Raw genomic sequence first — 12,615 nt, 5'->3', positions numbered from 1 at the left:
TGATCAGTCATCAATTCCAACACCAAAAAAAGTTGCCCTGACAATCCATTACTGAATTCTCAAAGCAACCTTAATTTATCCGCTCAGCGCTCAACGACCGCTGTCGAAATTACTGTAAATATTTGAACATCTGTTGTCCGGCTTGGCGACCGAAGATGACCGTTTCGGCAATCGAGTTACCGCCAATCCGGTTATTGCCGTGCAAGCCGCCAACGACTTCACCGGCTGCAAATAAGCCGTTGATCGGTTGGTCCTGTTTGTCCAGAACTTGGGTCGCTGGGTTGATGCCGACGCCACCCATGGTGTAATGGACAGCCGGTGCAATGTGAATCGCATAGAATGGGCCTTTGGCAATGTCGCGATCCATCCCAGTTGTCCGCTTGAAGGCGGTATCCGCTTGGTTAGCAACGGCTTGATTCCAATCCGCAACCGTCTGGGTCAACGTATCTGCGTCTAAACCAGCTTCAGTCGCTAATGCCGCCAAATCAGCACCAGTTTTGACTAAGCCAATGTGATCGTAGAATTCAACGGCCTTGACCCGGTCACGAATGCCGCGGTCAAAAATCAGATAAGCCCCGGTACCACCGAGCTGGTCGATGGCGGCGGTCACGTTTTTACGCGTGTCCAATTCGTTGACAAACCGCTTATCTTGCTGGTCGACTAAAATGGCCCCTTCACCACGCACGGCTTCACCAATCAAGTAAGCATGGTCCGTATCTTGTTGCACGGTCGGATGTACTTGAACTTGGTCCATATCAACCACCTTGGCCCCAACGGCTTCGGCTAGTAAGATACCGTCGCCGGTCGCACCCGGTTGATTAGTGGTTTGATAATTTTTGAGGTCATCGCGATACTTGCCCAATAAGGCTTTGTTGGCACCGAAGCCACCAGTCGCTAAGAGGACGGCACCAGCATTGATGGTTACCGCACCGTTAGCCGTAGTTGCCTTGACTCCGGTAATTTTGCCATCCGTCTGAACCAATTGGTCAACTTTGATATCTGTGAACAATGATAACTTAGCCGCCGCCACTTGTTTCAATAACTCAGTAACCAAGAAGCCGCCGATTGGGGCCATCGAGCTTGGGCGGTGGGTCCGCATGACACTCATCCCACCCGTAATCGTTAAGTCGTCTAATTCGATGCCGTGGTCGGCTAACCAGTCGATGGCCAACGCACTATGTTCCGTGAAGAACTTCAACAGTGCTTGGTTATTCAGATTGCCGCCACCTTTAAGCGTTTCGTCGTAGAAGTCGCCAAAACTGTCGACGATGTGGTGATGCAACTGGACGTTGGTTTCAGCGGCGTTCATCCCCGAAGAAGCCCGCGTCGTGTTGCCACCGATTTTCGGCATTTTTTCTAAGATCACCGGTTTTAATCCAAGCTCGTGGGCTTGAATCGCTGCGGTCAAACCAGCACCACCCGATCCAATAATGACCACGTCATAGGTTGTTTTTAAATTCGCTAAAGCGGTTGGCGTATACGTAAATTTGTCAGCCATCAAATTACTCCTCTCAATTCATCACACACCGCGTTACCGATGTGGATCGATCCATTTTCATTAAGTTTATTTTTCAGGTACTCGTCTGCGCCCCCCGTAAACTAGCGATAAGCGGGTACGGGCCACCATTCCACTCGCGGAACAATGACCCGTCGCCAGCCTAGTCGCCACTCGCTACAGGAGCGCTATCACTAGTTTACCTTAATTATCAATGTTGGTCATATCAATTGGAACCATCCATTCGTCGAATTGTTCCGCTGTAACTTTACCAGACTTGATGGCCGCTTCACGCAAGGTCGTGCCCGCTTTTTCAGCTTGTTGGGCAATCACCGCACTGTCATGGTAACCAATGTGTGGTGACAACGCCGTCACAGTCATCAAGGAACGGTCCACTAATTCAGCCATCCGGTCTTCGTTGATCGTCAAACCAGCAATCATCCGGTCTGCGAAACCAGTAATCGTACCGGCTAATAATTCGGCGGATTCCAAGAAGGCGTCAATCAGCACAGTCTTGTAGACGTTCATTTCAAAGTTACCTTGACTAGAGGCTAAGTCCACGACCACGTCATTCCCCATGACCCGAACTGCTGCCATGGTGATGGCTTCAGCCTGAGTTGGGTTGACCTTCCCAGGCATGATCGATGAACCTGGTTCGTTAGCTGGAATGTTCAATTCGTCATATCCAGCCCGTGGGCCACTAGCGAGGAACCGCACGTCGTTGGCGATCTTCATCAAATCAGCCGCTAACGTCTTGATGGCACCATGGACCACGTTCAAACCAGAGTGATGGGCCAAGCCATAGAACTTATTGGAGTCAGCAGTAAATTCAATGCCGTACAGTTTGCTCATTGCAGCGGCAATGTTTTCAGCAAAATGTGGCGCCGCATTCAGCCCAGTTCCGACAGCCGTACCACCCATGGCCAGTTCGCCCAAGGTTGGGTTCAATTGTTTCAAGTAAGCAATGTCATGTTCGATGGCACTTGCCCAGCCACTGACTTCTTGGCCAAATGTTAATGGCGTCGCGTCTTGTAAATGGGTCCGGCCAATCTTAACAACGCGCCAGTACTTCTTTTGTTTAGCTTTTAATTCATCTAATAAGTGTTCGGCAGCCGCAATCAATTTATCGACAGCCACGGCAGCTGTGATGTTCATAGCCGTTGGGAAAATGTCGTTCGAACTTTGACCATGGTTAACGTCATCATTTGGTAAAATTTCAACGTCTGGGTTGAGTTTGCCGGCCATATGGGCCACAACTTCGTTCACGTTCATGTTGGTTTGAGTTCCTGAACCAGTTTGATAAACAACTAACGGAAAGTCCTTCCGCAAGTCTTCATCGTCTAACGCCAACAATTTATCAATGGCGGCTACGATCAAATCAGCCTTTTCGGCGGTCATTGCTTCAACTTCCTTGTTCGCAATGGCAGCGGCCCGTTTGATTTGCAAGAGTGCCCGGATAATTTCTAATGGCATCTTCGTACCAGTTGGGAAATTATGGCGACTCCGTTCAGTCTGGGCCCCCCACAGCGCGGTGGCTGGAATTTTAACTTCGCCTAAAGTATCTGATTCTACACGATATTCTGTCATGTTAATAACCTCCAATTAATGTGTTGGTAAGCGCTTACTAAATGTGTGAAAAAAATAACATTCAATTTATAAATTAAGTTTAGCGCCTCCAGAAGACTATAGTCAAACATCGATTTAGTTATAAGTTTTAGTTATGAGATTGATGTGGCAGTGGTTTGTCATCTACAACTTGCAACAATCGCGTTCACGATAAAAATGTTTATTTTTTCACATGTCACGATTTATCTCTGCTGATTGATTTTAATCGTAATCAGCACTTTTTTGCCCTTTTCATAGTCCAAAATCGACAAGAAATCACATCGGCTGAGCAACAGCGCTTCTAGCTGTATGACCGAACCATGTCAAAAAACAAGTTATCGCGAGCCAAGACAAAAAGCACCCCTACTAATTGCGATTAGCCGAGATGTTTTTGACAAAGACAGTCTAAATATGCCCACCTAACATCAATCTTAGCGGTTCAACCATAATCCAAGCACTAGAAGGACAATCATGATGCCTAGAATTTTGGCGTGGTTCCAATATTTGAATAGTAAGTCAATAATTGCGACCACCACGAATACAATCAGCACTGCCATAAAATACAGCCAGACATTACCATTAGCACCAACCGTCACAACAAAACCAATCACGGCCAGCCATGGTAAGTATTTATCGATAAATAGCTTAAAATTTGGAAATTGATCCATCATTATTCACTCACATCACCTTATCATTCGCTACACGCGTTGCGCTTGTTATTATTCGGCATTATGGATGATTAAATCATGCCAGTTTCTAAGTTCAAGAGCTACCAGCTGAGACCCGCTGGGAATAGTGCGAGTTACCGTAAACTTTCTGTGATTGCTACGTCCTAGTCCGGCTTCCAGGCATTCTGGTCAATGGCCGTAACGTGGTAGACACAGATTTAAGCCGACAACCCACGTCTTAAATACTGGTCTTTCACATTGCCTGCGATATGGATGAAACGTGTTCTGGTCAGACTGGGACTTCCGGTTGGCTACGCCAGAACGCCAAGCGGAAGTTCGCCGCTTAACGTTCTAGCTAGGCTAATCCTCAGTCCCAACCCGTCTGAACCTCACACTCTGAGAATCACTGGGCCTTGCCCAGAATACCTTCCAGCCGGGATGGTATTCGAAAGGCAGACATGTGCGGGCCCAACTTTTTGATGGATTGGTCATTGATTCTTAACATACGGTTATTTTGAGCATTCAAACTGTAAAGTGAGCTACTGATTTTCACTAAGTTATCCTAACTTGTATTTGAGCGTTATAAACCAATAGCATCACTGAGCATTGTTGTTTTTTCTAGTCGACCGAGATTACAAACCGTGAATCCCAGATGAAAGGCAAAACGATTGGTAAATTTTAAAGCTAGCTACCAGTAATACTTATCAATAATCTTTAGACCGTCTTCACAGGATTTACGTGCGACAAATCAGCGTCAGTGCTGATTAAGAGTTTATTTGAAGGACCTGTCTCCTAACATTCAGTGGTCAATTGTACCCAGATAGGTGGCCGTTCATCCGCCATTCGAGCGGCTTCCCGACTGGAGGGGCTGGCTGACAATGCTCAAGGGCGAAGTTCTTCTTGTCCGGGTGGTCTTCCCGGGCTAGAAGAAGACTCGTATTTGAAATTGCGCAGTGGTCTTCTGCGTAAGTTCAAATCGATGTCCGCCCTGTTCCAGCGTTGTCAGCCAGCCCCGGAGGTCGGACTAAGACACGCACCGGCTGACGAACAACAAACCAACTAACTGGCATGATTTAATCATCTTTAATACTAAATAACAATAGGCACAACTCGCAACTATTTATATTGTACTACATATTTCGTAGTTTTTAGGCTCACATTGGACATAATTGCCATCGAACGCCCCTGCTCAATTCAGATTGATTTACTTTAAAAAAATGACCCAACTGGCAATTTACCAGCAAGGTCATTATTAATCAGTATTAGGTTAGTCCTTAACCGCTTTGATCGTATCAATAATCGTGCCGTCGCGATATTCAATCAATGCGACAGTCCGATCTGTGAATTCAAGTGGTTGTGGTTGACCGACTTTCTTTTCGGCCATTTGTTGAAGTTCTTCAATCGTGTAAACGGGCACACCTGGAACGTGGCTCAATGCCTTGACCAAGTCTTGCCGCCGTGGGTTGATGGCAATCCCATATTCAGTGACCACGACATCAATCGAATCGCCTGGTGTCACGACCGTCGTAACATCTGGGACAATCGTTGCTAACCGGCCCCGAACGAGTGGCGCGGAAATGATCGTTAACTTGGCCGTCGCAGCGTCTTGGTGACCACCGATTGCACCCCGAATGACCCCGTCAGAGCCAGACATGACGTTGACGTTGAAATGGGTGTCAACTTCCAAGGCACTGAGAATGGCGACATCTAATTGGTCGACCATCGCACCCTTGTTGTCTGGGTCCGCGTACCATGAAGCGTCGATTTCTTGTTGATTTGGGTTGGCGTGCATTGAAGCCGCGGCGCCCTTATCAAAATCTTGAACGTCCATGACTTTGTCGACTAACCCTTCTTCGAGCAAGTCGGTAGTTGGTTTGGTAATCCCACCGAGTGCAAACGATGCTTTGATTTGATTATCGAGCATGGCTTGGCGTAAGTAGCGGGTTACGGCCAGAGCGGCACCACCGGAACCAGTTTGGAATGAGAAGCCGTCCTTGAAGTATGGTGAGTTGACAATGACGTCATTGACCGTCTGCGCAATCTTTAATTCCTTTGGGTCCTTAGTAAAGCGCGTTGCACCAGAACCAATCTTGTCTGGATCACCGACTTGGTCGACTTTGACCACGTAATCAACTTGCGTTTGCTTGATTGAAGCTGGCGTATTTGGATAAGCAACTAGGTTATCCGTGAGTAAGACCACTTGATCGGCGTATTGCGCGTCCATTAACGCGTAGCCCAATGAACCGAAGACTGCTTTACCAGCCATCCCATTCGCATTACCTAACCGATCCGCATTTGGAACCCCCAGGAAAGCCACGTCGATCTTAATATCGCCGTGTTCGATGGCCCGTGCCCGGTTACCGTGTGAACGGAAGATGACCGGGTTCTTCAAGCCACCGTGTGAAACGAAGTCGCCAAGTGAGCCACGCATCCCAGAACTAGTGATGTTGGTAATCGTCCCCGCCTTGATGGCTTCGATCACCATATCGTTCATGACACCCGTTAATGAGGAAGGTGCCAAAGTCAGGTCTTGGATACCGGCATCAATGATTGCCCGCATGACTTGGTTGAAGACGAAATCCCCATTCCGAAAATGGTGGTGAAATGAAATCGTCATGCCATCTTTGACGGTCGCCTTGACCACGTCTTTGATCGAATCGACGACCTTATCATCACCGGTTGAAACGTGGACTTTTGGGGCGACCCGCTGAATTTCGGGATGGCCGATTTCAGTGGATTCGAAGCCCTGATAGTTTAACTTCGACAATAATTCATCTGGTAATTCACGGTTTACGCTATTTTTCAATGTAATTGCCCTCCTCATCAAGTAAGTTGGAAACCTTGGCTAACTGCATGACCCGCTGTGCGCGCAAGACGACTGGCCGGTCGACCATTTGACCATTCATCGAGATGACTCCGGAACCTTTGATACGGGCTTCTTCGATGGCGGCAATCACTTTTTGGGCCTTAACGACTTCATCCTTGGTTGGTTCATAGACCGAGTTGACCATTGGAATCTGCCGTGGGTTGACCAATGACTTCCCATCAAATCCGAGTTGATGGATGTGCCGCGTCTCACGGTAGAACCCATCTGGGTCGGCCATATTCGTGAAGACCGTATCGAAGGCGGCAATTCCAGCGGCCCGTGCGGCGTGGAGGACCATGTTGCGGGCAAATTCAAGTTCGGCACCATCCGGATAACGGTGCGTCTTCATGTCAGTGGTGTAATCTTCAGCGGATAGCGCGACCCCAATCATCCGATCGGAAGCAGCGGCAATCGCTGGCGCATTCAAGACCCCTTTGGCACTTTCGATGGCAGCCATCAAATGAGTCGTGCCAACTGGTAAGCCAAATTCAGTTTCCGCGGCAGCCACGTCTTTTTCAAGTTGTTGGATCATTTCAGCGGATTCGACCTTTGGCAACCGAATCACGTCGATGCCCGCCTTGACCATCGCTTTGACATCATTGGCGTAGTACGGCGTATCCAAGCCATTGATCCGCACGACTAATTCGGCATTGCCATAATCTTGCGTTTTAAGGGCTTCATAGACTAAGACCCGAGCCGCATCCTTTTCAGCCATCGAGACGGCATCTTCCAAGTCAAACATGATTGAATCAGCGCCATAAATTCCCGCGTCCTTGACCATGGCCGGATTATTCCCCGGCACAAACATCATTGTCCGCCGTAAGCGTTCTTCTTTTTCAGCCATTATAAGACCTCCCATGCTGGTGTCGTTTGTTCCAATGCGCGTTGAGCAGCGGTAATCGTCCGTGCTTTGATGACACAATCTAACGCACCCTTATCCACTGCCTTGACCTTGGCATTTTCGATACCGAGTTGTTGCAGCGTCGTCGTGATGACCTGTTTGATTTGGGCCCCAAATTGCTTGATGACATCTGATTCCAAGTCAATCTGAATGCCAGTGCCTCCCGCAGCCAACATGATTTGAATATCGGAAGATTCCAACGTTCCGGCCACAGCCGTAGTCTTAATTTCCATTAATTTTCATTCCTTCCTGAATACGCTTCTGTAATGTTGCTAAATGAGTTTTAATAAAACGCGCCGTCGTGGACGGTACGAGTTGATCTAACTTAGTTAACTCGCCGGTTTGAATCGCCTGGCGAACGGTGCGGGCTGAGATGGGCTCGGTCCCGACCGTTTTACGCGGAATTACCTGTAATGCCACTTTTGGCGGTAACTCGCGTTGTAGCACCTGGTTGTAAATGCCAGTCGTACGCGAGGTTGGCTCAGTGCCAACGAAGCGGGTCGTCAAGTGCAGTCGTGGCGCTAACTGATTGCGGAAGATCCGTGCGTCCAAGGTGGTTTGCGCCTTAATGGCACTTTCCGCCGAGTCTAAGAAATAAGCGGGAAAGGTGGCGGCACTGACCAGATAATCGCCCCCGCTGACGACCCGGACATTCGCCAAGTCTGCGGTGCCCTGTCGAACTAACTCAAGCCGTTCGGCAGTTTTGAATAAACTAGCGTCGGTGGCGACCACGAAGACGTACACCAAGTCACAGGCCGCAGCCGCTTGAGTGACCAATTCGCGATGGCCCTGAGTAAACGGGTTGGCGTTCATCACGATCGCACCAATGCGCTTGTTTTCCTGATCCGAAATCGTCGGTAACTGTTGAACAAAATCAGCAATATCCGGCGTCCCGTTTTCAAGCACCGCCGCTTCATCCGAGTGCGCCAGCTCTTTAAAGCCTACGTGTTGAAAGCTCTGCGAATACTTAGCTTTCGTGAAGACCATCAAATGAAACTGTTGGGCTTGAAACGCACGGCTGACTAGTGCACTCACGATTTGATTGAACCGTGCTCCCGGCTGACTATCCCGATCACAAACGCCGACGTATTTCAGCACGTTTCCCGCTAATGAGCCGGTCCCGACTAACTGGTCGTCTTCCATCAAGCCCAGGGTCAAGTCGATTTTATCCACTTCCTGATCACTGAAATTAGTGATATCCAGTGAGCTTAAGAATTGTTGCCACTGGGTGCGTTCGCGTGAATTATTCAGTTGTAACTCAACGACTTGCGCTGTCATCTGGAACCCTCCTATGCTTGACTAGTCTCGGCTGAAGCGGCAACCGCGGCCGTCACGTTTGGCACCACGGCTGGATCAAACACGCTGGGGACAATGGCTTGCGCGGTCGGATTCTTGACCGTGGCCGCCAATGCCTTGGCGATTTTAACTTGCAGGTCATCATCGACTTGTTTGACCCCATTTTCGAGCAATCCCTTAAATAATCCTGGGAAGGCCAAAATATTATTGACCTGATTAGGATACTGACTTGAGCCGGTCGCAATCACTGCCGCACCCGCCTTTTCAGCTACGGTTGGGTCGATTTCTGGGACCGGGTTCGCCAACGCGAAAATGATTGGATCATGATTCATCAAGTGCACGGCGCCTGCGGACAAGACATTGGCATCCGACAAGCCGATAAATGCGTCTTGATTTGCCATGACCTTCGCCAAAGGTTGGCCCTTCAACGTTGCCGGTGTGCCGAGTTGCTTAGCTAAGTCCCGTTGGTAACGGTTATAGCGCGAATCATCCGCAGTCACGACCCCGTATACGTCGACGAGCGTCAGTTGTTTAACGCCGACTGCCGCGAGCAAACGAGCAGTGGCCAAACCAGAAGCCCCAACGCCATTCACAACGACCCGTAGCTGTTGTAAGGATTTGCCAACCACGTGGGCGGCATTGATCAATCCTGCCAACACCACGATGGCCGTCCCTTCTTGGTCGTCGTGGTAAACTGGGATGTTCAACTCAGCTTTGAGCGCGGCTTCCAACTCGAAACACTTGGGCGCCATAATATCTTCGAGATGAATCCCAGCAAACGAAAGCGACAGGTTCTTGATGGTCTTGACCATCTCAGGGACGCTGACCTGATTGAGTGCTAACGGAATCGCGTTGATGCCAGCTAAGTTTTTATAGAGTAAAGCCTTACCTTCTACGACCGGCAAACCACCAGCCGGGCCGATGTTGCCGAGTCCCAAGACAGCCGAACCATCCGTGATCAAGGCGACCAATTTACCACTCATCGTGTACTTCGCCTTTAATTCGGGATGGGCCGCAATCAGCTTCGAAATCACCGCAACTCCCGGAGTGTAAGCCTGTCCGAGTTCTGCCTTGTCCGTCACTGCCAAATCCGATTTGACTTCCAACACGCCGGTATGCGCCGCGTGCAGTTTTAGAATTTCATCTTGTTCAACCATTTTGTCATGCCTTCTCTTTCGTCAAAATACCGTTCATCTTTGTTAAATTCAGTGTACGACCATTTTTAAAAAATATCAAATTTAATCTGTATTTTTTAAATTTTTAAAATGCCGTTTATCTGGTATAATGAACTTATCTTTAAACGAAGAGGTCATCGATATGGACGATATGAACCATCGCCGCCTGCTCATTGGGATTGCCCATGATTACTACTTATCGAAAATCAACATTGCTGAAATTTCTAAAAAATATCAAGTCAGTCGTTACTTGATTTCCAAATATCTGGACGAAGCAATGGCGACCGGGTTAGTAAAAATCAGCATCAACACCCCCATCGAGCGCAATGGCGAACTAGAAACCAAATTCAAAAAACAATTTCCGATTGATCACATTTACATCATTAAAGATGCCGATACGACCAGTGACGATGAACGCCACGTCATTCAATTCGCCGCAGAGGAGATTCAACATCAAATCTTGCAAAGTCAGATTATCGGCGTGGCGTGGGGCGGCACCGTCCTCAGCGTCATCGACAACTTTCAGATTAGCACCCGCGATGACTTGCTGTTTACGCAGTTCATGGGTGACAACTTGAAAACCAACGCTGCCAATGGGTCGACCCCACTCGTACAAAAAGCGGCTGCGAAGTTCAGCGCCAAGTACGTCACAATTCCAGCACCACTCTACCTGTTTAATGACCGGGCTCACCAGGCACTTGCCCAGGAACCCGCCATTACCCCGGCCATCAGTAATTTTGACCGGATGGACATGTTGTTCGCGGGTATCGGGACCTTGGCATCGATCGACTCGATTCCAGTGTGGAAAGCCCATCAACAAGCCATCTTGGGTGGCGCGGATCCTGAGGCCGTCGCTGGCATGCTTTATGGTCGGCCTTACGATATCAACGGCCGGATTCTCAACACCGACCATGACAAGTTATTCGGCGCTAAGATGGCCGCCATTTTGAAGGTGCCCCGGCGCTTTGGCGTCATCAAAAGCAAGTTTAAAAGTAAGGCCTTGCTGGGCGCGCTGCGGGGACATCTGCTCACGGACATCATTATTGACGAAGCCGTAGCCAACCGCGTCTTACAAGAAGACCAGGCCACCCCACTTCAATCATAAATACATCTTACTAAAACAGGTACCAACGCTGACCGGTTCGCGGCAGCCTGGTACCTGTTTTTTCAGTCGCTCAGTCTACCAAATGCCAATTACTTTCATCCAGAGCGCGCCAACGCCACCCCAAACGACTAAGTAGAAGAGACCGAGTACGAAGTTTAACTGCCACCATTTACTTTGCGTCACATAACCCGAACCGAAGAGCACACTGGCCGGACCATTCGCGTAATGCGTCGTCGAAGCAAAGATCGACCCGGTAAAGCCGAGCATCAATGCTGAGAAGGCCGCGGGAGCACCGGCAGAAACCGCCACCCCGAGCAATGCGCCGTACATGGCAGACACGTGGGCCCGTCCCACTGGCAAACAAATAATGACTGTAGAAATAGAACAGCACTAACGCTGCCAAGACAATGCCCCAGCTGAAGCCTTTCAGCGCGCCACCAATGGCACCTGATAACCACGGAATAAACCCGAGTTTGTTTAACTCATTGGCCATGAAGATTAAAATCGAGAACCAAACCAACGTGTTCCAAGCACCAGTTTCGTGCAGGACATCGTCAACGGACAATACCCCAGCAACTAACAGCAATGAAACGGCCATAAAGGCAACTAATGAGGCTTCCAAACCGATAAAGCTTGATAACATCCACAAAACTAAGGCTAATAGGAAGACAGCGCCCATGATTTTTTCTGGTAAGCTCATCTTGCCCATTTTGCTCAACTCATTGTCAGCCCATTCCTTGGCATTGGGCGTATCTTTGATTTCTGGTGGATACATTTTATAGATTAAATATGGCACAACCAACAAACAAATAATGCCGGGAACGATCCCTGCTAGGAACCACTGCATCCACGATAAAGTAATGTGAAGGCTCTTAGCTAAAGTGACAGCCACCAAGTTTGGTGCCATCGCTGTCATAAACATCGTACTGGTGATCAAATCACCGTGAAATTCGGCAAACACAAGAAACGACCCAATTTTACTTTGTGTCCCGTCTTTAGGATCGGAACCAAACGTTTCGGCCAGAGATTGAATAATTGGATAGACGATTCCACCGGCACGGGCCGTGTTACTTGGGGTGGCGGGTGCCGTGACCAAGTCGACCCCAATCAGCGCGTAGGCCAATCCAAGGGTTCGTTTACCAAACAGTCGCACGAACACCAACGCGACCCGCCGGCCTAAACCGGTGTTGATGAAGCCCCGGGACATGAAGTAGGCCATGGCGATCATCCAAACGGTACTACTCCCGAATCCTGCGACCGCCGTATCCATGGGCACCACGCCCAGTAAAACGGTCAGGGTCAAACCAATGATGGCCACACCGGCAATTGGTAACGGCCGGGTAATACAACCAATAATCGTTGCCACGAAAATGGCTAAAATGTGCCAAGCGTTCATTGAAACGTCCGCTGGCTTGATGGGACTGCTGAACCAGATAATCAGGCCGACGATCAACGGCGCTAGAAAATCCCGGTATTTGACTTTGTTGAGTGTCATCTCAATTCC

The 12,615-nt window shown here is 49.0% G+C and carries 9 protein-coding genes and 1 pseudogene; 1 reads left to right on the top strand and 9 read right to left on the bottom strand.

The genetic code is table 11. The features are described 5' to 3' along the window. Window positions 1-109: 109 nt before the first annotated feature. The 8 genes from KGF65_RS02725 to KGF65_RS02690 form a co-directional block, all read right to left on the bottom strand. Window positions 110-1,498, bottom strand: a complete 1,389-nt coding sequence (locus KGF65_RS02725) for a flavocytochrome c (RefSeq protein ID WP_209040944.1) — start codon at window positions 1,496-1,498, stop codon at window positions 110-112. A gap of 201 nt (window positions 1,499-1,699) precedes the next feature. Beyond that, window positions 1,700-3,082 carry a class II fumarate hydratase gene (locus tag KGF65_RS02720; protein WP_003638129.1) on the bottom strand — a complete coding sequence of 461 codons (1,383 nt, stop codon included), beginning with the start codon at window positions 3,080-3,082 and terminating at the stop codon, window positions 1,700-1,702. Window positions 3,083-3,531: 449 nt separating this feature from the next. Next, the gene (locus KGF65_RS02715) at window positions 3,532-3,771 is read right to left on the bottom strand and encodes a flagellar biosynthesis protein FlhB (RefSeq protein ID WP_225367368.1); all 240 of its coding nucleotides are present in this window, start codon (window positions 3,769-3,771) and stop codon (window positions 3,532-3,534) included. A 1,264-nt stretch (window positions 3,772-5,035) separates the two neighbouring features. Continuing rightward, window positions 5,036-6,574, bottom strand: a complete 1,539-nt coding sequence (gene citF / locus KGF65_RS02710; protein ID WP_105924182.1) for a citrate lyase subunit alpha — start codon at window positions 6,572-6,574, stop codon at window positions 5,036-5,038. Beyond that, window positions 6,564-7,478: a citrate (pro-3S)-lyase subunit beta gene (gene citE, locus KGF65_RS02705; protein WP_105924181.1), complete on the bottom strand. Its 915-nt coding sequence runs from the start codon at window positions 7,476-7,478 to the stop codon at window positions 6,564-6,566. Before citE ends, citF begins: the two co-directional genes overlap by 11 nt. After that, window positions 7,478-7,768, bottom strand: coding sequence for a citrate lyase acyl carrier protein (gene citD / locus KGF65_RS02700; RefSeq protein ID WP_050338939.1), 291 nt, complete (start codon window positions 7,766-7,768; stop codon window positions 7,478-7,480). The genes citE and citD overlap by 1 nt, the downstream gene beginning before the upstream one ends. Next, complete coding sequence (citC, locus tag KGF65_RS02695) at window positions 7,758-8,813, bottom strand: [citrate (pro-3S)-lyase] ligase (RefSeq protein WP_216748270.1); 1,056 nt, start codon at window positions 8,811-8,813, stop codon at window positions 7,758-7,760. The genes citD and citC overlap by 11 nt, the downstream gene beginning before the upstream one ends. Before the next feature lie 11 nt (window positions 8,814-8,824). Further along, complete coding sequence (locus tag KGF65_RS02690) at window positions 8,825-9,988, bottom strand: NADP-dependent malic enzyme (protein ID WP_216748269.1); 1,164 nt, start codon at window positions 9,986-9,988, stop codon at window positions 8,825-8,827. Between the two features lie 160 nt (window positions 9,989-10,148). On the opposite strand from KGF65_RS02690, the gene KGF65_RS02685 reads away from it, so the two are divergent. After that, entirely contained in the window at window positions 10,149-11,111 is a 963-nt protein-coding gene (locus KGF65_RS02685; protein ID WP_050338942.1) for a sugar-binding transcriptional regulator, read from the top strand. 75 nt (window positions 11,112-11,186) lie between these two features. Here KGF65_RS02685 and KGF65_RS02680 read toward each other — a convergent pair. Further along, a pseudogene (locus KGF65_RS02680) lies at window positions 11,187-12,606 on the bottom strand (anion permease). Window positions 12,607-12,615 lie beyond the last annotated feature (9 nt).

The sequence above is a fragment of the Lactiplantibacillus sp. 30.2.29 genome, assembly GCF_018991255.1.
Taxonomy (GTDB): Bacteria; Bacillota; Bacilli; order Lactobacillales; family Lactobacillaceae; genus Lactiplantibacillus; species Lactiplantibacillus pentosus.
The sequence above is the reverse complement of the archived record's forward strand: the minus strand, read 5'-3'. Positions and strand labels throughout refer to the sequence as shown.